This is a genomic window from Pseudomonas putida (assembly GCF_002906855.1).
In the GTDB taxonomy this organism is placed as follows: domain Bacteria; phylum Pseudomonadota; class Gammaproteobacteria; order Pseudomonadales; family Pseudomonadaceae; genus Aquipseudomonas; species Aquipseudomonas putida_N.
On the sequence record NZ_MINI01000038.1, the window covers coordinates 1,636,326 to 1,656,967 of the forward strand.

Here is a 20,642-nt window from a genome sequence, read left to right on the forward strand (position 1 = left end):
ATGGCTACTTTTACAAGAATGCGCCGTTTCCTGGGCGTGGGCACCGCCCTGGTATTGGCCATGAGCGCTGCACAGGCCATGGCCAAAGAAGTGAGCATTGGTTATGTGGACGGTTGGGCCGATAGTGTGGCAACCACCAACGTCGCCGCAGAAGTGATCAAGCAGAAACTGGGCTACGACGTGAAGCTGCAGGCTGTGGCCACCGGCATCATGTGGCAGGGTGTGGCCACCGGTAAACTCGACGCCATGCTCTCGGCCTGGTTGCCGGTGACCCACGGTGAGTACTGGACCAAGAACAAGGACAACGTGGTCGACTACGGCCCGAACTTCAAGGATGCCAAGATCGGCCTGATCGTCCCTGAGTACGTCAAGGCCGTCAGCATCGCCGACCTCAAGACCGACAGCAGTTTCAAGCAGAAGATCGTCGGTATCGATGCCGGCTCCGGGGTGATGCTCAAGACCGACCAGGCGATCAAAGACTATGACCTGACCGGCTACAAGCTGCAGGCCAGTTCCGGTGCGGCGATGACCGCCGAACTGGGCCGCGCCTACGCCAAGCAGCAGTCGATTGCCGTGACCGGCTGGGTACCGCACTGGATGTTCGCCAAGTGGAAGCTGAAGTTCCTCGAGGATCCAAAAGGCGTGTATGGCGCGGCCGAGACCGTGAATAGCATCGGCAGCAAGGAACTGGGCACCAAGGCGCCGGAAGTGGCGGAGTTCCTGAAGAAATTCCAGTGGCAGTCCAAGGATGAGATTGGCGAGGTGATGCTGGCGATACAGGAAGGTGCCAAGCCTGAGGCGGCGGCCAAGGACTGGGTGGCCAAGCACCCGGACCGCGTGAAGGAGTGGACTGGCAAGTAAAAACCCTTCAGGGCCAGTTTTGCTTCTTCGCGGGACAAGCCCGCTCCTGCAAGGCCTGTAGGAGCGGGCTTGTCCCGCGATGGGCCGGCACTTTGTTACGCAATCGGTAAAACACCGTTGCATCTAAGACTAAGGTCGTCTGGTTGGCGTCCAATAGCTGCATAAAGTAAGGGTGTGGGTTCCATCCCCTATCTGTGCTGCTAGGACAAAAACAATGAACGACAGCATTTACCTCTCGATACAAAACAGCCCGCGCTTCAAGGAGCTGGTCAGCAAACGTGAACGGTTCGCCTGGATTCTCTCGGCGATCATGCTCGGCCTCTACTGCGCCTTCATCCTCCTGATCGCCTACGGTCCTCAGCTTCTGGGCACCAAGCTCAGCCCTGACTCGTCGATTACCTGGGGCATTCCCCTGGGCGTCGGCCTGATCGTTTCGGCATTCGTCCTGACCGCCATCTACGTGCGCCGCGCCAACGGCGAGTTCGATGAGCTGAACAAGGCCATCCTGAAGGAGGCGCAACAATGATTCGCCACGCCAAAGCCCTGGCCGTTCTGGCCTGCGGAGCCTTTGCACCCGCCGTGTGGGCCGCCGATGCCCTGACCGGCGAGGTGCAGAAGCAACCGCTGAACGTTCCGGCGATCGCCATGTTCGTGGCCTTCGTCGCCTTCACCCTCGGCATCACCTACTGGGCCTCCAAGCGCAACAAGTCGGCGGCGGACTACTACGCCGCCGGTGGCAAGATCACCGGCTTCCAGAACGGCCTGGCGATTGCCGGCGACTACATGTCGGCGGCCTCGTTCCTGGGTATTTCCGCCCTGGTGTTCACCTCTGGCTACGACGGCCTGATCTATTCGATCGGCTTCCTGGTCGGCTGGCCGATCATCCTCTTCCTGATTGCCGAACGCCTGCGCAACCTCGGCAAGTACACCTTCGCCGACGTCGCCTCGTACCGCCTCGGGCAGAAGGAAATCCGCACCCTGTCGGCTTCCGGTTCGCTGGTGGTGGTGGCGTTCTACCTGATCGCGCAGATGGTCGGCGCCGGCAAGCTGATCGAGCTGCTGTTCGGCCTGGACTACCACGTCGCGGTGATCCTGGTGGGTATCCTGATGTGCCTTTACGTGCTGTTCGGCGGCATGCTGGCCACCACCTGGGTACAGATCATCAAGGCCGTGCTGCTGCTGTCCGGTGCCAGTTTCATGGCGCTGATGGTGATGAAGCACGTCGGCTTCGACTTCAACACGCTGTTCTCCGAAGCGATCAAGGTGCACGCCAAGGGCGAGGCGATCATGAGCCCGGGCGGTCTGGTCAAGGACCCGATCTCGGCATTCTCGCTGGGCCTGGCGCTGATGTTCGGTACCGCTGGCCTGCCACATATCCTGATGCGCTTTTTCACCGTCAGTGACGCCAAGGAAGCGCGCAAGAGCGTGCTGTACGCCACCGGTTTCATCGGCTACTTCTACATCCTGACCTTCATCATCGGCTTCGGCGCGATCCTGCTGGTCAGCACCAACCCGGACTTCAAGGACGCCGCCGGCGCCCTGATCGGTGGCAACAACATGGCGGCGGTGCACCTGGCTGATGCCGTGGGTGGCAGCGTGTTCCTCGGCTTCATCTCCGCCGTGGCCTTCGCCACCATCCTGGCAGTGGTCGCCGGCCTGACCCTGGCCGGTGCCTCGGCAGTTTCCCACGACCTGTACGCCAGCGTCTGGCGCAAGGGCAAGGCCAACGACAAGGATGAAATCCGCGTGTCGAAGATCACCACCGTCGCCCTCGGCGTGCTGGCGATCGGTCTGGGCATTCTGTTCGAGAAGCAGAACATCGCCTTCATGGTCGGCCTGGCGTTCTCCATCGCCGCCAGCTGCAACTTCCCGGTACTGCTGCTCTCGATGTACTGGAAGAAGCTGACCACCCGCGGCGCCATGATCGGCGGCTGGCTGGGCCTGGTGAGTGCGGTGACGCTGATGATCCTCGGCCCGACCATCTGGGTGCAGATCCTCGGTCACGAAAAAGCCATCTACCCGTACGAATACCCGGCGCTGTTCTCGATGGCCATTGCCTTCGTCAGCATCTGGTTCTTCTCGGTCACCGACAAGTCCAAGGCGGCCGACGACGAGCGTGCGCTGTTCTACCCGCAGTTCGTCCGTTCGCAGACTGGCCTGGGGGCTTCTGGCGCGGTTTCGCACTGATACCCTTCGGCAATTGAAAAACCGCGCCTTGGCGCGGTTTTTCTTTTCCTGCGACTAGATCATGCCTAGCAGCAACAGCACCAGCAGAATCACCAGCACCACGCCGACGATGCCAGACGGGCCATAGCCCCAGCTGCGCGAGTGCGGGAAGACCGGTAAGCCACCAATCAGCAGAAGGATCAGGATGATGATGAGAATCGTGGTCATGACGGAGTCCTTGCGTGGTTGAGGGTCAAGGGCCTCGGACTGCTGGCCTCTTGTAAATTCGGACCGACGCCGCTTGCGAAAGATTCCATCTGTTTGGTCAGTACCGGCCTCTTCGCGGGCAAGCCTGCGAAGAGGCCGGTACTGACCAAACAGTCATGCCCGCCCATTCACTATCCTGATGAATCCTGCCTCTGGCCAAGGCCTTGATTAGACTCGTTGCACAACCTGTCAGAACAAGGCGTGCCACCATGCAAAACCGCATCATGATCACTGGCGCCGGCTCCGGCCTCGGTCGCGAGATCGCCCTGCGCTGGGCACGCGAGGGCTGGCGCCTGGCGCTGGCCGATGTCAACGAAGCGGGCCTGCGCGAAACCCTGGAGTTAGTGCGTGCAGCAGGCGGCGAGGGCTTCGTCCAGCGCTGCGACGTACGCGACTACAGCCAGCTCACCGCCCTGGCCCAGGCCTGCGAAGAAAGGTTCGGCGGCATCGATGTGGTCGTCAACAACGCCGGTGTCGCCTCGGGCGGCTTCTTCGCCGAGCTGTCACTGGAAGACTGGGACTGGCAGATCGCGGTCAACCTGATGGGGGTGGTCAAGGGCTGCAAGGCGTTCCTGCCGCAGCTCGAGCGCAGCAAGGGGCGTATCATCAACGTCGCCTCCATGGCAGCGCTGATGCAGGGCCCGGGGATGAGCAACTACAATGTGGCCAAGGCCGGCGTGTTGGCGCTGTCGGAAAGCCTGCTGGTGGAATTGCGCCAGCTTGAAGTTGCCGTGCACTGCGTATGCCCGTCGTTCTTCCAGACCAACCTGCTCGATTCCTTCCGCGGGCCGAACCCGGCGATGAAGGCCCAGGTCGGCAAGCTGCTGGAAGGATCGCCGATCAGCGCGGCGGATATTGCCGACTACATCCACCAGCAGGTGGCGGCGGGTGAGTTTCTGATCCTGCCCCATGAGGCCGGGCGCCAGGCCTGGCAGCTCAAACGTCAGGCACCGGAGCGGCTGTACGACGAGATGGCGGACATGGCGGTGAAGATGCGAGCCAAGGCGCAGCCGCGCTGACTGTAGGATCTGTCTGTAGGAGAAATTACCGGCCCCTGTAGGTTCGCTCTTAATTGCTGGCGAAGCATTGTCCAGACGAATATCCCCAAGCACTCTGCGGTTTTTTCCTGTTGAGAGGACCGGAGCATGTTGGTGATCGGGCGTGAAGTCGGTGAAGTCATCACCATTGGTGACGATATTCGGATCAAGGTGGTGGAATCGCGCAATGGCATGGTGCGCTTTGGCGTGGAAGCCCCGCGCAAGGTGCCGGTGCACCGGGCCGAAGTCTATCGACGGATCAAGGCGGCGCAGGCGCGCAAGGCTGATCAGCCCTGATCAGCCTGTAGCGGCCTCTTCGCGGCGGTTCGGCGCCCCGACAAGCCCGCGAAGCGGTCGGGCCTGTCAGTCGAGCAGCTCGCGGGGCACATCATGTTTGGCCAGCAGCTGGCACTGCTGGCTCTCAGGGTCGAACAGGATGAACGCCTGGCCCTTGGCCAATGCCTGGCGCACCCGCAGCACGCGGGTTTCCAGCGGGGTATCGTCGCCGTTGTCGGTGCCGTCGCGGGTGACGAAGTCCTCGATCAGGCGGGTCAGGGTTTCGGCTTGCAGTTGGTCGTAGGGGATCAGCATGGGCAGCGCACGGTGTTGTTCAGGAATCCCTGCATGCTACGCGATTCCATGGCCATCAGCTTTTGTTTCCTACCAGGCTGTCCACCGCCGGCACGCGGGTGTCGCTCTCCATCTGCGCATCGTGCTCCAGCTGGTGGCTGAACCGCTCGAGCGAGGCATTGGCCGGTTGCGAGTCGCTGGCGAACACCGGTGGGCTCAGCAGGTAGGCCGAGAGCAGGCGGCTGAGCGCGGCCAGGCTGTCGATATGCGTCCGTTCGTAGCCATGGGTGGCATCGCAGCCGAACGCCACCAGCGCGGTGCGGATGTCGTGCCCGGCTGTTACGGCCGAGTGCGCATCGCTGAAATAGTAACGGAACAGGTCGCGGCGCACCGGCACATCCTGGTCGCCGGCCAGCTTCAGCAGGTGGCGTGACAGGTGGTAATCGTACGGCCCGGAAGAGTCCTGCATGGCTACGCTCACCGCATGCTCGCTGGAGGCCTGGCCGGGGGCGACCGGGGCGATGTCGATGCCGACGAACTCACTGACGTCCCAGGGCAGGGCGGCGGCGGCGCCAGAGCCGGTTTCTTCGGTGATGGTGAACAGCGGGTGGCAGTCGATCAGCGGCTGGCGGCCGCTTTCCACCACCGCCTTGAGTGCCGCCAGCAGGGCTGCCACGCCGGCCTTGTCGTCCAGGTGTCGGGCGCTGATGTGGCCGCTTTCGGTGAACTCCGGCAGCGGGTCGAAGGCGACGAAGTCACCAATGGCAATGCCCAGCGCTTCACAATCGGCGCGGGTGGTGCAGTAGGCATCCAGGCGCACTTCGACGTGTTCCCAGCTGATCGGCATCTGGTCGATCGCGGTATTGAAGGCGTGCCCGCTGGCCATCAGCGGCAGGACGCTGCCGCGGAACACACCAGTGTCGGTGAACACGCTGACCCGGCTGCCCTCGGCGAAGCGGCTCGACCAGCAGCCCACCGGGGCCAGGGCCAGGCGGCCATTGTCCTGCAACTGGCGCACGCTGGCGCCGATAGTGTCGAGGTGGGCCGAGACGGCGCGGTCGGGCGAACTCTGCCGGCCCTTGAGGGTAGCGCGGATGGTCCCGCGGCGGGTCAGTTCGAAGGGGATGCCCAGTTCGTCGAGGCGTTCGGCCACATAGCGCACGATGGTGTCGGTGAAACCGGTCGGGCTGGGGATGGCGAGCATTTCCAGCAGGACGCGCTTCATGTAGTCGAGGTCGGGTTCCAGGTGTCGTTCGGTCATTGGGAGTCCTCTTTTCCTGTGCCGGCCCTTCTGCGGGGCAAGCCCGCTCCTACAGGGGGGGCGATAACCTGTATGAGTGGGCTTGTCCCGCGAAAGGGCCGGCACTGTGTTACGCCAAAGCCCGGCTATGCGGGAACAGCAGGTCGACAAACCGCTCAGCCGTGGGCTGCGGTTCATGGTTGGCCAGGCCGGCCCGCTCGTTGGCTTCGATGATCACGTAATCCGGGTGCTCGGCATCGCGGACCATGAAATCCAGGCCCACCACCGGGATCTCCAGCGCCCGCGCCGCGCGCACCGCGGCATCGGCCAGCACCGGGTGCAGGCGCTCGGTGACGTCTTCCAGGGTGCCACCGGTATGCAGGTTGGCCGTGCGCCGCACCGCCAGGCGCTGCCCGGCCGGCAGCACATCGTCGTAGCCCAGGCCCACGCCGCGCAGGGTGCGCTCGGTCTCGTCGTCCAGCGGGATGCGGCTTTCGCCACCGGTTGCCGCCTGGCGCCGACGGCTCTGCGCCTCGATCAACTGGCGGATGTTGTGCTTGCCATCACCGATAACCTGGGCCGGGTGGCGAATCGCTGCTGCCACTACTTCATAGCCGATCACCAGGATGCGCAGGTCGCTGCCGGCATGGAAGCTCTCCAGCAGCACGCGGCTGTCGAAGCGGCGGGCGTTTTCCACGGCCTGGGTCACGTCCTCGATGCAGGTGAGATTGACCGCCACGCCCTGGCCCTGTTCGCCATCCACCGGCTTGACCACCACCGCGCCATGCTCGTCGAGAAACGCCAGGTTGTCGTCGGCGTTGCCGGCCAATTGCTGCGCCGGCACCTGCAACCCGGCGCTGTGCAGGGCATGCTGGGTCAGGCGCTTGTCCTGGCACAGGGTCATGGTCACGGCGCTGGTCAGGTCGCTCAGCGACTCGCGGCAGCGAATCCGGCGGCCGCCGAGGCTGAGGGTGAACAGGCCGCCAGCCGCATCGTCTACTTGCACCTCGATACCCCGGCGCAAGGCTTCGTCGACAATGATGCGGGCGTAGGGGTTCAGGCCGGCTTCCGGGCCGGGGCCGAGAAACAGCTGCTGGTTGATGCCATTCCTGCGCTTGACCGCAAAGGTCGGCAGGTTGCGGAACCCGAGCTTCTCGTACAAGCGCTTGGCCTGGCGGTTGTCGTGCAGCACCGACAGGTCCAGATACGCCAGGCCACGGCTCATGAAGTGTTCGATCAGATGACGCACCAGCACCTCACCGACGCCCGGGCGGGTGCATTGCGGGTCTACTGCCAGGCACCACAGGCTGCTGCCGTGCTCGGGGTCGTCGAACGCCTTGCTGTGGTTCAGGCCCATGACACTGCCGATCACCGCGCCGCTGTCTTCATCCTCGGCCAGCCAGTACACCGGGCCTCCAAGGTGGCGCGGGGTGAGCAGGTCGGGGTCGACCGGTAGCATGCCGCGGGCCTGGTACAGGGTGTTGATCGCCTGCCAGTCGCCGGGGTTCTGCGCCCGGCGCACGCGGAAGCCGCGGAACACCCGCTGCGCCGGGCGGTAGTCGGTGAACCACAGGCGCAGGGTGTCGGAGGGGTCGAGGAACAGTTGCTGCGGCGCCTGGGCCAACAGCTGCTGGGGGGCGGCCACGTACAAAGCGATGTCGCGTTCGCCGGGGCGTTCGTCCTGTAGCGCGGCGGCCAGGCTGGCGGGGACCGGGTAGGTGTGGCCGATCAGCAGCCGCCCCCAGCCACAGTGCAAGGCACGCGGCTGGTCGTGGGGCTCGCTGCCGTCGCCGGCCAGGCGCGCCTGCAGGCGCTCGTAAGACGGCGCCTGGCCGCGCAGCAGGCGCTGACCGTAAGCGATCTCGTGGGCTTTCATCGGTCAGATTCCTTGTTCGCTGAGCCACAGGTTCAGGGCCGCCAGCTGCCACAGCTTGGAGCCGCGCAGCGGGGTGAGCTGGCCGTGCGGGTTGCTCAGCAGGCGGTCGAGCATCGCCGGGTTGAACAGGCCGCGGTCCTGGCTCGGGTCGGTCAGCAGGTCGCGCACCCAGCCCAGGGTCGCGCCTTCCAGGTGCTTGAGGCCGGGCACCGGGAAGTAGCCCTTCTTGCGGTCGATCACCTCGTGGGGGATCACCCGCCGTGCAGCCTGCTTGAGCACCTGCTTGCCGCCGTCGGGCAGCTTGAAGCGGGCTGGAATGCGCGCCGACAGCTCGACCAGGCGGTAGTCGAGGAACGGCGTGCGCGCCTCCAGGCCCCAGGCCATGGTCATGTTGTCGACCCGTTTGACCGGGTCGTCGACCAGCATCACCGTGCTGTCCAGGCGCAAGGCCTTGTCCACGGCATCGGCTGCACCGGGGCGGGCGAAGTGCTCGCGGACGAAATCGCCGGCGGCGTCCGTTTCCAGCAGCCAAGGGGCCTGGACCGTGTCGCGGTACTCGTCATGGCTGCGGTCGAAGAAGGCGTCACGGTAGGCGGCGAAGGCATCGTCGGCACCGTCCACTTTCGGGTACCAGTGGTAGCCGGCGAACAGCTCGTCGGCACCCTGGCCACTCTGCACGCCCTTGCAATGCTTGGCCACCTCCCGCGACAGCAGGTAGAAGGCGATGCAGTCGTGACTGACCATCGGTTCGCTCATGGCGCGGAAGGCAGCCGGCAACTGGTCGATGATCTCGTGTTCGGCAATGCGCAGCTGGTGGTGGCGGGTGCCGTAATGCTTGGCGATCAGGTCGGAATACTGGAACTCGTCACCGCGTTCGCCGCCGGCATCCTCGAAGCCGATGGAGAAGGTCGACAGGTCGTCCACGCCGACCTCGCGCAGCAGGCCGACCAGCAGGCTGGAGTCGACACCGCCAGACAGCAGTACACCGACGTCCACGGCGGCGCGCTGGCGGATCGCCACGGCATCGCGGGTGGCGTCGAGCACACGGGTGGTCCAGTCTTCCAGGTCGAGGTCGCGTTCGTCCAGGTTGGGGCCGTACTTCAGCTGCCACCAGGTCTGGCGCTCGACTTCACCGTGCTGGTCGATGCGCATCCAGGTGCCGGGTTCGAGCTTCTGCACATTGGCCAGCAGCGTGCGCGGAGCAGGCACCACAGCATGGAAGTTGAGGTAGTGGTTGAGCGCCACCGGGTCGATCATCGGATCGATGTCGCCACCCTTGAGCAGCGCCGGCAGGGTCGAGGCGAAGCGCAGGCGTTCGCCGTTGCGCGACAGATACAGCGGCTTGACGCCGAGGCGGTCGCGGGCCAGGAACAGGCGCTGGTTGTCGCGCTCCCAGATGGCCAGGGCGAACATGCCGTTGAGCTTGGGCAGCAAAGCGGCGCCCCAGGCGTGGTAGCCCTTGAGCAACACCTCGGTGTCGCCTTCGGACCAGAAGCTGTAGCCCAGGTCCTGCAGCTCCTGGCGCAGTTCGGGGAAGTTGTAGATGGCGCCGTTGAAGGCCAGCGACAGGCCCAGGGTGTTATCGACCATCGGCTGTGCCGAACCGTCCGACAGGTCCATGATCTTCAGCCGGCGGTGGCCGAGGGCGATCGGACCCTGGCTATGGAAGCCCCAGGCATCGGGGCCGCGGGGCGCCAGGTGATGGGTGATGCGCTCTACCGCAGCCAGGTCGGCTGGGCGAGGGGCTTGGTCGATGGGGGTGAAACGCAACTCTCCTGCTAATCCGCACATAAGTCCTTACCGGTTTTTCCGTTGGGGAATGAGTGCCCCGGATTAGGGCACCCTGTAAGGAACTGACCCGTGTGGTTTGTGGGAGTTTTAGATCGATCTGTTATAACGATCGGTATCTGCCTGTTCTGGAAGCGGGCTTGTCTCGCGAAGGGCTGCGCAGCAGCCCAATCTGTCACTTCCCTCGAATCAGCTTGCGCAACATGAACCGGTTCGGGTGGCAGGCTTCGACCACCGGCCGTGGCAACGGCAACGGTTCACCACTGGCCCAGGCTGCAATCAGCTCCCCACTCAACGGCGCCGTGATCAGTCCTCGCGAGCCATGCCCACTGTTCACATACAGCCCATCCACCCACGGGCACGCCACCTCCGGCACCTGTCGCGCATCCTTGCCAAGCACGGCATAGGCCTCGGCAAACAACGCAGGGTCGGCTACCGGCCCGACAATCGGCAGGTAGTCGGGGCTGGTACAACGAAACGCCGCACGACCCTGCAACTGCTCGATGTCGAGTGTCTGTGCTCCAAGGCGCGAGGCCAGGTCGGTGGAAATCTCGTCCAGCAATGCCAGGTTGCCCTGGTGCTCGGCGACCGTCGGTGTCAGGTCGTCGTTGTGGAAATCGAAACTGGCGCCCAAGGTGTGCTCATCACAACGGGGCGGTGCGACGTAGCCATCGGCACAGACCACGGTGCGCAATGCGCGGCTGGCCGTGGTGGCCGGCAGGCGGGTGATCTGCCCGCGAATGCGCTTGAGCGGCAATTGCGCGCAAGGCTCGAAGCGGCGCACATCTGCGGCCCCGGCCAGCACCACCAGCGGCGCGCTGGCCAGCAAACGCTCGCCATCCCACGCCTGCCACAGGCCGTCGGCCTTGCGCAGTTCGACCACGTTCTGGTGCAGCTGAATGCGAATATCCGGATGCTTCAGCTGCGCCTCGCACAGCGCGGGAGGGTGCACCCAACCACCTTCCGGATAGAACAGGCCGCCCGCCGGCAGCGCCACCCCGGCAATCGCCTCGGCTTCGGCCTGCTCAAGTGCCCGTAGCAGGCTACTGTCGAAGGCATCGGCAAGCTTGGCCTGGCGCTCGCCTTCCTTGCTGTCGAAGGCCAGCTGCAGCACGCCGCAAGCATCCCAGTCGCGGCCACGCTGCAAGCGTTCGAGCTGGCGCCGGGTGAAGCCGAAGCCGGACAGGATCATCTGCGACAGGGCGGTGCCATGGGCGGACAATTTCAGGTACAGCACGCCCTGCGGATTGCCCGAGGCCTCCCGGGCAGGTGCACCGTGGCGCTCCAGTACCGTCACCTGCCAGCCGCGTGCGGCCAGGCTGGCGGCACTGGCGCTGCCCGCCAGGCCGGCACCGATCACCAGTGCCCGACGCGGGCCGGCCACGGGGGCAGGGCGGGCGTACCAGGGCGCGGCGCTGGCCGTAGAGGGATGCCCGGTGTATTCGCCACTCATCACCTCCCACTTCTTGCCGATGCCAGGGATCTTCTTCATGGTGAAGCCGGCATCGATCAGCCCGCGGCGTACCCAGCCGGTGGTGGTGAAGGTACCCAATGCGGTACCGGCATGCGCCAGCCTGGCCAGTTGCGCGAACAGCTCGGGGGTCCACATGTCGGGGTTCTTCGCGGGCGCGAAGCCGTCGAGGAACCACACGTCGATGTGCGCGTCGAGCTGCGGCAGTTGTTCCAGCACGTCACCGATCAGCAGGGTCAGGGTGATCCGGCCATTGTCGAAGCTGAACTGCTGGAAACCCGGGTGTACTGCCACGTACTGCGCCAGGAACGGCTCGGTGAAGGCCGCCATCTCGGGCCACAGGCGCACGGCGCGGGCCATGTCGTCATGGCCGAGCGGGTACTTCTCGACACTGATGAAGTGCAGGCGCGCATCGGCATGGGCCTTTTCGGCGAACAGCTGCCAGGCGCAGAAGAAGTTCATGCCGGTGCCGAAGCCGGTTTCGCCGATCACCAGGCAGCCATGTGGCGCCAGGTCGGCGAAGCGTTGCGCCAGGCGGGTCTGCTCGAGGAATACGTAGCGGGTTTCGTCGGTGCCTTCATTCTTGGAGAAATAGACGTCGTCGTACTGCCGCGAGTGAGGGCGGCCCTGGTCGTCCCAGTCGATCTGGGCATGCTGGAGGAGGGTGGACATGATTGGCTCGGTTGCAGCGGATGTACGGATTTTATGCCATCTGGGTTTGCACAGGCACTCTGCAAATCCGCTAGTCTTGCTTATCCAATGAAGGAGCCAGTGCATGTTCGAATCCGCGGAAATCGGTCACAGCATCGACAAGGAAACCTACGACGCAGAAGTCCCCGCGCTGCGTGAGGCGCTGCTGGAGGCCCAGTACGAACTCAAGCAGCAGGCGCGTTTCCCGGTGATCGTGCTGATCAACGGCGTCGAAGGCGCCGGCAAGGGCGAAACGGTCAAGCTGCTCAACGAGTGGATGGACCCGCGCATGATCGACGTGCTCACCTTCGACCAGCAGACCGATGAAGAACTGGCCCGGCCCCCGGCCTGGCGCTACTGGCGGGCGCTGCCGCCCAAAGGGCGGATGGGCGTGTTCTTCGGCAACTGGTACAGCCAGATGCTCCAGGGCCGGGTGCACGGCGTGTTCAAGGATGCCGTGCTCGACCAGGCCATTGCCGGGGCCGAGCGCCTGGAGCAGATGCTCTGCGACGAAGGCGCGCTGATCATCAAGTTCTGGTTCCACCTGTCCAAGAAGCAGATGAAGGCGCGCCTGAAATCGCTCAAGGACGACCCGCTGCACAGCTGGAAGATCAGCCCGCTGGACTGGCAGCAGTCGGAAACCTACGACCGTTTCGTGCGCTTCGGCGAGCGTGTGCTGCGCCGCACCAGCCGCGACTATGCACCTTGGCATGTGGTCGAAGGTGTCGACCCTCACTACCGCAGCCTGGCCGTGGGCCGCATCCTGCTCGATAGCCTGCAGGCCGCACTGGCCGTGAACCCCAAGGGAAAGCACCAGGGCAATATCGCGCCGCTGGGCCGCAGCATCGACCAGCGCAACCTGCTGGGCGCGCTGGACATGACCCTGCGCCTGGACAAGCAAGACTACCAGGAGCAGCTGGTCGCCGAGCAGGCTCGGCTGGCAGGGCTGCTGCGCCACAAGCATATGCGCCGGCATGCCTTGGTGGCCGCCTTCGAGGGCAATGATGCTGCTGGCAAGGGCGGTGCCATCCGCCGCGTCGCCGCCGCGCTCGACCCACGGCAGTACCGGATCGTGCCGATTGCCGCGCCGACCGAGGAAGAGCGTGCGCAGCCGTATCTGTGGCGCTTCTGGCGGCACATTCCGGCGCGTGGCAAGTTCACCATCTTCGACCGCTCCTGGTACGGCCGCGTGCTGGTTGAACGCATCGAGGGGTTCTGCACGCCAGCCGACTGGATGCGCGCCTATGGCGAAATCAACGATTTCGAGGAGCAGTTGGTCAATGCGGGCGTGGTGCTGGTCAAGTTCTGGCTGGCGATCGATCAGCAGACCCAGCTGGAGCGCTTTGAAGAGCGCGAGCAGATCCCGTTCAAGCGCTACAAGATCACCGAAGACGACTGGCGCAACCGCGACAAGTGGGACGACTACACCCAGGCCGTGGGCGACATGGTCGACCGCACCAGCAGCGAGATCGCACCCTGGACACTGGTCGAAGCCAACGACAAGCGCTGGGCACGGGTGAAGGTGCTGCGCACGATCAATGAGGCCCTGGAGGCGGCTTTCGCCAAGGACAAGAAATAACCAGGCATGCCGCGAGGGAATGACCCGATGAATTTATTTCCCGGCATTTTCCTCCGGCTCGGTGCGCCAAGCCCTTAGAATTCGGTTACCCGCACCAAGGGCTAATTCGAGGACTGTATGCACACGACTTCCGGCCGTTGGGGCTACGGCCTGTTCCTGGCACTGTTGACCGCGCTGCTCTGGGGCATCCTGCCGATCAAACTCAAGCAGGTGCTGCAGGTGGTCGACCCGATGACCGTCACCTGGTACCGCCTGCTGGTCTCCGGCGGCGTGCTGTTCGCCTGGCTGGCGGCCCAGCGGCGCCTGCCTTCGCTGCGCAAGCTGGCGCCCAAGGGCAGGGCCCTGATCGTGGTGGCCGTGTTCGGGCTGATGGGCAACTACGTGTTGTACCTGATCGGCCTGAACCTGCTGAGCCCCGGCACCGCCCAGCTGGTGGTGCAGATGGGGCCGGTGCTGTTGCTGGTGGCCAGCGTGTTCGTGTTCAAGGAGCGCTTCAGCCTGGGGCAGGGCATCGGCCTGCTGGTGCTGCTGTGCGGTTTTGGCCTGTTCTTCAATCAGCGCCTGGAAGAGCTGCTGACCTCACTTGGCGCCTATACCACGGGGGTCCTGACCGTTCTCATGGCGACCAGCATCTGGGTGTTCTATGCCCTGAGCCAGAAGCAACTGCTGACGGTGTGGCATTCGCAGCAGGTGATGATGGTCATCTACCTGAGCTGCGCGGCACTGCTGACGCCGTGGGTACATCCGCTGGAGGCGCTGCAATTGACCCCCGTTCAGGGTTGGCTGCTACTGGCCTGCTGCCTGAACACCCTGGTGGCGTATGGCGCGTTTGCCGAGGCGCTGGCGCATTGGGAGGCGTCGCGGGTGAGTGCCACGCTGGCGCTGACGCCGCTCGTCACCTTTGTTGCGGTGGCGTTGGCCGCCGTGGTGTGGCCGGAGTATGTGCAGGCCGAGGACATCAATACCTTGGGCTATGTGGGGGCGGTGACGGTGGTGGCGGGGTCGACGCTGGTGGCCCTGGGGCCTTCGCTGGTGGCCGGGTGGAAGGCCAGAAGGGCACGATTGGCTTGAGCTGAAAAGTTGCCTGTGCCGGCCTCTTCGCGGGGCAAGCCCGCTCCTACAGAGGGTACGCGATCACCTGTAGGAGCGGGCTTGCCCCGCGAAGAGGCCGGCACAGGCTATTGATGAGTCAGCCCTTGCCACCGGGCGCCAGCATGTTCTCCGGCCTTACCCACTGATCGAACTGTTCATTGGTCAGGTACTTCAACTCAAGCGCTGCCTCACGCAAGGTCTTGCCCTCGCCATAGGCCTTCTTGGCAATCTCCGCCGCCTTGTCATAGCCAATGTGCGGATTCAGCGCCGTTACCAGCATCAGACCGCGCTCCAGGTGCGCCGCCATCTGCCCGGCATCCGGCTCGATGCCGGCCACACAATGCTGCTGGAAGTTGCGGCAGCCATCGGCCAGCAGCTCGATCGACTGCAGCAGGTTGTGGATGATCACCGGCTTGAACACGTTCAGCTGCAGGTGCCCCTGGCTGGCGGCAAAGCCGATTGCCGCGTCGTTGCCCAATACCTGGCAGGCCAGCATCGACAGGGCCTCGCACTGGGTCGGGTTGACCTTGCCGGGCATGATCGAGCTGCCCGGCTCGTTGGCCGGCAGGCGTACTTCGGCCAGCCCCGCGCGTGGGCCGGAGCCGAGCAGGCGCAGGTCGTTGGCGATCTTCATCAGCGCCACTGCCAGGGTCTTCAGGGCACCGGCCAGGCTGGTCAGCGGCTCATGGCCGGCGAGGGCGGCGAACTTGTTGGGGGCGGTGATGAAGGGAAGGCCGGAGAGGGCGGCCAGCTCGGCGGCCACGGCTTCGGCAAAGCCGTGCGGGGCGTTCAGCCCGGTGCCCACGGCGGTGCCGCCCTGGGCCAGCTCGCACACCGCTGGCAAGGTGGAACGGATGGCGCGCTGGGCGTAGTCGAGCTGGGCGACGAAGGCCGACACCTCCTGGCCGAAGGTGATCGGCGTGGCGTCCATCATATGCGTGCGGCCGGTCTTGACCAGTTTGCTATGGCGCGCCGACAACTCGGCCAGCCCCGCCGACAGCTCGGCAATCGCCGGCAGCAGTTTGTCATGCACCGCCTGGGCTGCGGCGATGTGCATGGCGGTGGGGAAGCAGTCGTTGGAGCTCTGCGAGCGGTTGACGTGATCGTTGGGGTGCACTGGCGCCTTGCCGCCGCGGCCCTTGCCGGCCAGCTCGTTGGCGCGCCCGGCGATCACCTCGTTGACGTTCATGTTGCTCTGGGTGCCGCTGCCGGTCTGCCACACCACCAGCGGGAACTGGTCGTCATGTTCGCCATCGAGCACTTCGTCGGCAGCCTGTTCGATCAGCCGGGCGATGTCGGCGGGCAGGTCGCCGTTGCGGTCGTTGACCCGCGCGGCGGCTTTCTTGATGAGTGCCAGGGCGTGCAGCACCGCGAGCGGCATGCGTTCCTTGCCGATGGCAAAGTTGATCAGCGAGCGCTGGGTCTGTGCGCCCCAGTAGGCGTCCTCAGGAACTTCGACCGGGCCCAGGCTGTCTGTCTCGATACGGCTCATGCTGCGTTCACTCCTTTGTCAGTCAGAATCAGCAGTTTAGGCCCTCATGCGATCGAGCGGTTCATTCGCTCGTCGTGCCACTTGAGCGCTGCGCCCTGACGGGAGCAGAATGCTCTACTCTGAGGTACCGCCTCCCCCTCCTGAAGGAAATGCAATGACCCGTCTCCGTGTCCTCTGTGCTGCCGTCGCCCTGGCCTGTGCCAGCGGCCAGGTACTCGCTGCCACTGCCAGCCACAATGCTGCCGCCGAGAAATTCCTGACCCTGGCCAATGCCGACAAGCTGGGCACCCCGGTGTACATGCAGGTCCAGCAGATGTTCGCCCAGCGTTTCGCCCAGACCAAGGCCCCGGCCTCCAAGCAGCCGGTGCTCGAGAGCTACCAGGCCAAGGCCAACGCCGCGCTGGACAACGCCATCGGCTGGAACAAGCTGAAGCCGAAGATGGTCGACCTGTACACCCAGACCTTCACCGAGCAGGAGCTCAAGGACCTGGTCAAGTTCTACGAGTCGCCGCTGGGCAAGAAAGTCCTGCGTGAAATGCCCAAGGTCACCCAGCAGTCGGCCCAGCTGACCCAGACCAGCCTGGAACCGGCCGTACCGGTGGTCAACAAGCTGTTGGACGACATGACCAAGGAGCTGGACCCGAACGCAGGCAAGGCCGCCGCCCCGGCCAAGAAGTGAGTAACGCCCGATGAGCATGCAGCAACGCATCGAGCAACAACTGGCCGCCCTGGCCCCGCAACACCTTGAAGTGCTCAACGAAAGCCACATGCACAGCCGTGGCCAGGAAACCCACTACAAGGCGGTGATCGTCAGCGAGCAGTTTGCCGGGCTCAACAGCGTCAAGCGCCACCAGAAGGTCTACGCCACCATGGGTGAGCTGATGGGCCAGATACACGCTCTGGCGATCCACACCTACACGGCCGAGGAGTGGGCCAAGGTGGGCGTGGCACCGGCCTCGCCGGTGTGTGCAGGCGGCGGGCACTGAATCCTTTCCGGCAATCTGGTAGACTGCCCAACGCGCCGCTTGTCGGCGCGTTTTTATTTGTCATTCCGGTCCGCCCCTTACGAGGGTGACCACCTGGAGAACCGATTTCATGTCCCAAGCTATCGTCGTGGCGGCGCTGTACAAGTTCGTCACTCTGGAAGACTACGTCGAACTGCGTGAGCCACTGCTCAAGGCCATGCTCGACAACGGCGTCAAAGGCACCTTGCTGCTGGCCCGCGAAGGCATCAACGGCACCGTTTCGGCCACTCGCGAAGGCATCGACGGCCTGCTCGCCTGGCTGCGCAACGACCCGCGCCTGGTGGATGTCGATCACAAAGAGTCCTACTGCGACGAGCAGCCGTTCTACCGCACCAAGGTCAAGCTCAAGAAAGAGATCGTCACCCTCGGCGTGCCGGGTGTCGACCCGAACCAGGCCGTCGGCACCTATGTCGAGCCCAAGGACTGGAACGCCCTGATCAGCGACCCGGAAGTGCTGCTGATCGACACCCGCAACGACTACGAAGTGGCCATCGGTACCTTCAAGGGCGCCATCGACCCGAAGACCGAGACCTTCCGCGAGTTCCCCGAGTACATCAAGGCCAACTTCGACCCGAGCAAGCACAAGAAGGTCGCGATGTTCTGCACTGGCGGCATCCGTTGCGAAAAAGCTTCCAGCTACATGCTCGGTGAAGGCTTCGAGGAGGTCTATCATCTTAAGGGTGGCGTCCTGAAATACTTCGAGGAAGTGCCTCAGGAAGAAAGCCTCTGGGACGGCGACTGCTTCGTCTTCGACAACCGTGTCACGGTGCGCCATGACCTGAGCGAAGGCGAGTACGACCAGTGCCATGCCTGCCGCCACCCGGTCGATGCCAAGGACCGCGAGTCCGAGCACTATTCGCCAGGCGTGAGCTGCCCGCATTGCTGGGACACCCTGAGCGAGAAGACCCGGCGCAGCGCCATCGACCGGCAGAAGCAGATCGAGCTGGCCAAGGCCCGCAACCAGCCACACCCGATTGGTTACAACTACAAAGCCGAGGCTTGAACCATGACCGCCCGCCTGATCTATGTGATGGACCCGATGTGCTCCTGGTGCTGGGGGTTCGCGCCAGTGGCTGCGGCGCTGATCGCACAGGCCGCCGAGGCGGGCGTCAGCACGCGGCTGGTGCCGGGCGGCCTGCGCAGCGGTGGCAGCGCGCTGGACGGCTCGACCCGCAAGTACATCCTCGAACACTGGCAGGCGGTGGCCGAAGCCACCGGGCAGCCGTTCCGTTTCGAAGGCGCCATGCCTGACGGCTTCGTCTACGACACCGAACCGGCCTGCCGCGCCCTGGTCACTGCCCGCGAGCTGGACGCCGAACGTGTCTGGCCGCTGCTGGCGCTGATCCAGCGTTCGTTCTACGAGCACGGCCTGGATGTCACCCGCGCCCCGCAACTGGTCGAGCTGGCCGAACAGGCCGGCTTCGACCGTGAGCGCTTCGCCCAGCAGTTCGCCAGCCATGACACCCGCGCCGCCACCAGCGCGGACTTCAGCTGGGTGCAGGACCTCGGCATCGCCGGCTTCCCGACCCTGCTGGCCGAGCGCAACGGCCAACTGGCGTTGCTGACCAACGGCTACCAGCCGCTGGACAGCCTGCAACCCTTGCTTGGCCGCTGGCTGCAGCAGGCCGTCTGTGCTTGATCTGCCAGGGTCGCCAGACCCTGTGCCAGGGAAGCCCGCCGCTGTGTCTGATCGCCTGAGCTGGGCGGAAATCCGCCGCCTGGCCCTGCATCACAAGAAAAACCTCTGGACCGCCAACCTCGTCGCCGTGCTCGCGGCCTGTTGCAGCGTGCCGATTCCGTTGCTGCTGCCGTTGCTGGTCGACGAAGTGCTGCTGGGCCACGGCGACGCCGCCCTGAAATGGATGAACCACTTGCTGCCGAGCGGCTGGCAAGTGGCGGCCGGCTACATCGGCCTGATGCTGGCGGCCACGCTGTGCCTGCGCCTGGCGGCACTGGTCTTCAACGTGGTGCAGGCCAAGCTGTTCGCCGGGTTGGCCAAGGACATCGTCTACCGCCTGCGCATTCGCCTGATCGAGCGCCTCAAGCGCATCTCGCTCAAGGAATACGAAAGCCTTGGCAGCGGTACCGTGACCACACATCTGGTCACTGACCTGGACACCCTCGACAAGTTCGTCGGCGAAACCCTCAGCCGCTTCCTGGTGGCCATGCTGACTCTCACCGGCACGGCGGCGATCCTGATCTGGATGCACTGGAAGCTGGCGTTGCTGATCCTGTTGTTCAACCCGCTGGTGATCTATTTCACCGTGCAGCTGGGCAAGCGGGTCAAGCACCTGAAGAAACTCGAGAACGACAGCACCTCGCGCTTTACCCAGGCGTTGTCGGAAACCCTGGATGCCATCCAGGAAATCCGTGCTGGCAACCGCCAGGGCTACTTCCTCGGCCGCCTCGGCCTGCGGGCCCGTGAAGTGCGCGACTATGCCGTGGAGTCGCAATGGAAGAGCGATGCCAGTGGCCGCGCCAGTGGCCTGCTGTTCCAGTTCGGTATCGATATTTTCCGCGCTGCAGCGATGCTGACCGTGCTGTTCTCCGACCTGTCGATCGGCCAGATGCTGGCGGTGTTCAGCTACCTGTGGTTCATGATCGGCCCGGTGGAGCAGCTGCTCAACCTGCAATATGCCTACTACGCCGCCGGCGGCGCGCTGAGCCGGCTCAACGAGCTGCTGTCGCGGGCCGACGAGCCGCAGTACCCGGCCGCCAGTGACCCGTTCGTCGGCCGCGAGACGGTGGGTATCGAGGTGCGCGACCTGCGCTTCGCCTATGCCGATGAACCGGTGCTGGACCAGTTGAACCTGGTCATTGCCCCCGGTGAGAAGGTGGCCATCGTCGGTGCCAGCGGTGGCGGCAAAAGCACCCTGGTGCAGTTGCTGCTGGGCCTGTACAGCGCGCAGGCCGGGACCATCCGCTTTGGCGGTGCCAGCCTGCAGGAAATCGGCCTTGAGACCTTGCGCGAGAACGTCGCAGTGGTGCTGCAGCACCCCTCGCTGTTCAACGACAGCGTGCGCGCCAACCTGACCATGGGGCGCGAATGCACCGACGAGGCCTGCTGGCAGGCACTGCGTATTGCCCAGCTGGACGCCACCATCGCCGCCTTGCCGCAAGGGCTGGACAGCGTGGTCGGCCGCTCGGGGGTGCGCCTGTCGGGTGGGCAGCGTCAGCGCCTGGCAATCGCCCGCATGGTGCTGGCCGAGCCCAAGGTGGTCATTCTCGATGAGGCTACCTCGGCGCTGGATGCCGCCACCGAGTACAACCTGCACCAGGCACTGGCGCGCTTTCTCAACGGCCGGACCACGCTGATCATTGCCCACCGCTTGTCGGCGGTGAAGCAGGCCGACCGCGTGCTGGTGTTTGACGGTGGCCATGTGGCCGAGGATGGCGACCACCAGCAGCTGATTGCCGAGGGAGGCTTGTACGCCAAGCTCTATGGGCATCTGCAGCAGACCTGAGTGCCCGACAAAAAATTCCCCTCC

At 64.7% G+C, this 20,642-nt stretch carries 19 protein-coding genes; 12 read left to right on the plus strand and 7 right to left on the minus strand.

Going from position 1 to position 20,642, the window contains the following annotated elements; translation table 11 throughout:
* The 3 genes from BGP85_RS20225 (at position 1) to BGP85_RS20235 (ending at position 3,048) form a co-directional block, all read left to right on the plus strand.
* Positions 1–861 carry a glycine betaine ABC transporter substrate-binding protein gene (locus BGP85_RS20225; protein WP_103449571.1) on the plus strand — a complete coding sequence of 287 codons (861 nt, stop codon included), beginning with the start codon at positions 1–3 and terminating at the stop codon, positions 859–861.
* A gap of 214 nt (positions 862–1,075) precedes the next feature.
* Positions 1,076–1,387, plus strand: a complete 312-nt coding sequence (locus BGP85_RS20230) for a DUF485 domain-containing protein (RefSeq protein WP_103449572.1) — start codon at positions 1,076–1,078, stop codon at positions 1,385–1,387.
* Entirely contained in the window at positions 1,384–3,048 is a 1,665-nt protein-coding gene (locus BGP85_RS20235; RefSeq protein WP_103449573.1) for a cation acetate symporter, read from the plus strand. The genes BGP85_RS20230 and BGP85_RS20235 overlap by 4 nt, the downstream gene beginning before the upstream one ends.
* Positions 3,049–3,102: 54 nt before the next feature.
* Here the strand turns inward: BGP85_RS20235 and BGP85_RS20240 are convergent, their stop codons facing one another.
* Positions 3,103–3,255, minus strand: coding sequence for a DUF3309 family protein (locus BGP85_RS20240; RefSeq protein WP_012271016.1), 153 nt, complete (start codon positions 3,253–3,255; stop codon positions 3,103–3,105).
* 248 nt (positions 3,256–3,503) lie between these two features.
* Between BGP85_RS20240 and BGP85_RS20245 the strand changes: the two genes are divergently transcribed.
* Positions 3,504–4,313 (plus strand): SDR family oxidoreductase, encoded by an 810-nt coding sequence (locus tag BGP85_RS20245; protein ID WP_103449574.1) that lies wholly within the window; start codon positions 3,504–3,506, stop codon positions 4,311–4,313.
* A 126-nt stretch (positions 4,314–4,439) separates the two neighbouring features.
* Positions 4,440–4,628 carry a carbon storage regulator CsrA gene (gene csrA, locus BGP85_RS20250; protein WP_103449575.1) on the plus strand — a complete coding sequence of 63 codons (189 nt, stop codon included), beginning with the start codon at positions 4,440–4,442 and terminating at the stop codon, positions 4,626–4,628.
* A 66-nt stretch (positions 4,629–4,694) separates the two neighbouring features.
* Here csrA and BGP85_RS20255 read toward each other — a convergent pair whose 3' ends face one another.
* From BGP85_RS20255 to mnmC, 5 genes are all read right to left on the minus strand, one after another.
* Entirely contained in the window at positions 4,695–4,922 is a 228-nt protein-coding gene (locus BGP85_RS20255; protein WP_013971435.1) for a YheU family protein, read from the minus strand.
* A 55-nt stretch (positions 4,923–4,977) separates the two neighbouring features.
* A complete protein-coding gene (locus BGP85_RS20260) occupies positions 4,978–6,162 on the minus strand; it encodes an osmoprotectant NAGGN system M42 family peptidase (RefSeq protein WP_103449576.1) in 1,185 nt (394 codons plus the stop codon).
* Positions 6,163–6,271: 109 nt separating this feature from the next.
* Positions 6,272–8,017: an N-acetylglutaminylglutamine synthetase gene (gene ngg, locus BGP85_RS20265; protein ID WP_103449577.1), complete on the minus strand. Its 1,746-nt coding sequence runs from the start codon at positions 8,015–8,017 to the stop codon at positions 6,272–6,274.
* Positions 8,018–8,020: 3 nt separating this feature from the next.
* Positions 8,021–9,808: an N-acetylglutaminylglutamine amidotransferase gene (locus BGP85_RS20270; RefSeq protein WP_103449578.1), complete on the minus strand. Its 1,788-nt coding sequence runs from the start codon at positions 9,806–9,808 to the stop codon at positions 8,021–8,023.
* A gap of 172 nt (positions 9,809–9,980) precedes the next feature.
* Positions 9,981–11,948: a bifunctional tRNA (5-methylaminomethyl-2-thiouridine)(34)-methyltransferase MnmD/FAD-dependent 5-carboxymethylaminomethyl-2-thiouridine(34) oxidoreductase MnmC gene (gene mnmC, locus BGP85_RS20275; RefSeq protein ID WP_103449579.1), complete on the minus strand. Its 1,968-nt coding sequence runs from the start codon at positions 11,946–11,948 to the stop codon at positions 9,981–9,983.
* Between the two features lie 103 nt (positions 11,949–12,051).
* Between mnmC and pap the strand changes: the two genes are divergently transcribed.
* Together pap and BGP85_RS20285 are read left to right on the plus strand one after the other, a co-directional pair.
* A complete protein-coding gene (gene pap / locus BGP85_RS20280) occupies positions 12,052–13,545 on the plus strand; it encodes a polyphosphate:AMP phosphotransferase (RefSeq protein ID WP_103449580.1) in 1,494 nt (497 codons plus the stop codon).
* A 117-nt stretch (positions 13,546–13,662) separates the two neighbouring features.
* Positions 13,663–14,616 (plus strand): DMT family transporter, encoded by a 954-nt coding sequence (locus BGP85_RS20285; RefSeq protein WP_103449581.1) that lies wholly within the window; start codon positions 13,663–13,665, stop codon positions 14,614–14,616.
* 118 nt (positions 14,617–14,734) lie between these two features.
* Here BGP85_RS20285 and BGP85_RS20290 read toward each other — a convergent pair whose 3' ends face one another.
* A complete protein-coding gene (locus tag BGP85_RS20290; RefSeq protein WP_103449582.1) occupies positions 14,735–16,129 on the minus strand; it encodes a class II fumarate hydratase in 1,395 nt (464 codons plus the stop codon).
* A 154-nt stretch (positions 16,130–16,283) separates the two neighbouring features.
* On the opposite strand from BGP85_RS20290, the gene BGP85_RS20295 reads away from it, so the two are divergent.
* The 5 genes from BGP85_RS20295 (at position 16,284) to BGP85_RS20315 (ending at position 20,618) form a co-directional block, all read left to right on the plus strand.
* Positions 16,284–16,808, plus strand: coding sequence for a DUF2059 domain-containing protein (locus tag BGP85_RS20295; protein ID WP_027918170.1), 525 nt, complete (start codon positions 16,284–16,286; stop codon positions 16,806–16,808).
* A 10-nt stretch (positions 16,809–16,818) separates the two neighbouring features.
* Positions 16,819–17,115 carry a BolA family protein gene (locus BGP85_RS20300; protein ID WP_103449583.1) on the plus strand — a complete coding sequence of 99 codons (297 nt, stop codon included), beginning with the start codon at positions 16,819–16,821 and terminating at the stop codon, positions 17,113–17,115.
* A gap of 109 nt (positions 17,116–17,224) precedes the next feature.
* A complete protein-coding gene (gene trhO / locus BGP85_RS20305; protein WP_103449584.1) occupies positions 17,225–18,157 on the plus strand; it encodes an oxygen-dependent tRNA uridine(34) hydroxylase TrhO in 933 nt (310 codons plus the stop codon).
* A gap of 3 nt (positions 18,158–18,160) precedes the next feature.
* Positions 18,161–18,793, plus strand: coding sequence for a DsbA family protein (locus BGP85_RS20310; protein ID WP_103449585.1), 633 nt, complete (start codon positions 18,161–18,163; stop codon positions 18,791–18,793).
* Positions 18,786–20,618, plus strand: coding sequence for an ABC transporter ATP-binding protein (locus BGP85_RS20315; protein WP_103449586.1), 1,833 nt, complete (start codon positions 18,786–18,788; stop codon positions 20,616–20,618). The genes BGP85_RS20310 and BGP85_RS20315 overlap by 8 nt, the downstream gene beginning before the upstream one ends.
* Positions 20,619–20,642: the final 24 nt, after the last annotated feature.

What these genes read in the sequence shown, in the direction of transcription:
- BGP85_RS20225 (WP_103449571.1), top strand. Translation starts at nt 1, where the DNA reads ATGGCTACTTTTACAAGAATGCGCCGTTTCCTGGGCGTGGGCACCGCC.
- BGP85_RS20230 (WP_103449572.1), top strand. Translation starts at nt 1,076, where the DNA reads ATGAACGACAGCATTTACCTCTCGATACAAAACAGCCCGCGCTTCAAG.
- BGP85_RS20235 (WP_103449573.1), top strand. Translation starts at nt 1,384, where the DNA reads ATGATTCGCCACGCCAAAGCCCTGGCCGTTCTGGCCTGCGGAGCCTTT.
- BGP85_RS20240 (WP_012271016.1), bottom strand. Translation starts at nt 3,255, where the DNA reads ATGACCACGATTCTCATCATCATCCTGATCCTTCTGCTGATTGGTGGC.
- BGP85_RS20245 (WP_103449574.1), top strand. Translation starts at nt 3,504, where the DNA reads ATGCAAAACCGCATCATGATCACTGGCGCCGGCTCCGGCCTCGGTCGC.
- csrA (WP_103449575.1), top strand. Translation starts at nt 4,440, where the DNA reads ATGTTGGTGATCGGGCGTGAAGTCGGTGAAGTCATCACCATTGGTGAC.
- BGP85_RS20255 (WP_013971435.1), bottom strand. Translation starts at nt 4,922, where the DNA reads ATGCTGATCCCCTACGACCAACTGCAAGCCGAAACCCTGACCCGCCTG.
- BGP85_RS20260 (WP_103449576.1), bottom strand. Translation starts at nt 6,162, where the DNA reads ATGACCGAACGACACCTGGAACCCGACCTCGACTACATGAAGCGCGTC.
- ngg (WP_103449577.1), bottom strand. Translation starts at nt 8,017, where the DNA reads ATGAAAGCCCACGAGATCGCTTACGGTCAGCGCCTGCTGCGCGGCCAG.
- BGP85_RS20270 (WP_103449578.1), bottom strand. Translation starts at nt 9,808, where the DNA reads ATGTGCGGATTAGCAGGAGAGTTGCGTTTCACCCCCATCGACCAAGCC.
- mnmC (WP_103449579.1), bottom strand. Translation starts at nt 11,948, where the DNA reads ATGTCCACCCTCCTCCAGCATGCCCAGATCGACTGGGACGACCAGGGC.
- pap (WP_103449580.1), top strand. Translation starts at nt 12,052, where the DNA reads ATGTTCGAATCCGCGGAAATCGGTCACAGCATCGACAAGGAAACCTAC.
- BGP85_RS20285 (WP_103449581.1), top strand. Translation starts at nt 13,663, where the DNA reads ATGCACACGACTTCCGGCCGTTGGGGCTACGGCCTGTTCCTGGCACTG.
- BGP85_RS20290 (WP_103449582.1), bottom strand. Translation starts at nt 16,129, where the DNA reads ATGAGCCGTATCGAGACAGACAGCCTGGGCCCGGTCGAAGTTCCTGAG.
- BGP85_RS20295 (WP_027918170.1), top strand. Translation starts at nt 16,284, where the DNA reads ATGACCCGTCTCCGTGTCCTCTGTGCTGCCGTCGCCCTGGCCTGTGCC.
- BGP85_RS20300 (WP_103449583.1), top strand. Translation starts at nt 16,819, where the DNA reads ATGAGCATGCAGCAACGCATCGAGCAACAACTGGCCGCCCTGGCCCCG.
- trhO (WP_103449584.1), top strand. Translation starts at nt 17,225, where the DNA reads ATGTCCCAAGCTATCGTCGTGGCGGCGCTGTACAAGTTCGTCACTCTG.
- BGP85_RS20310 (WP_103449585.1), top strand. Translation starts at nt 18,161, where the DNA reads ATGACCGCCCGCCTGATCTATGTGATGGACCCGATGTGCTCCTGGTGC.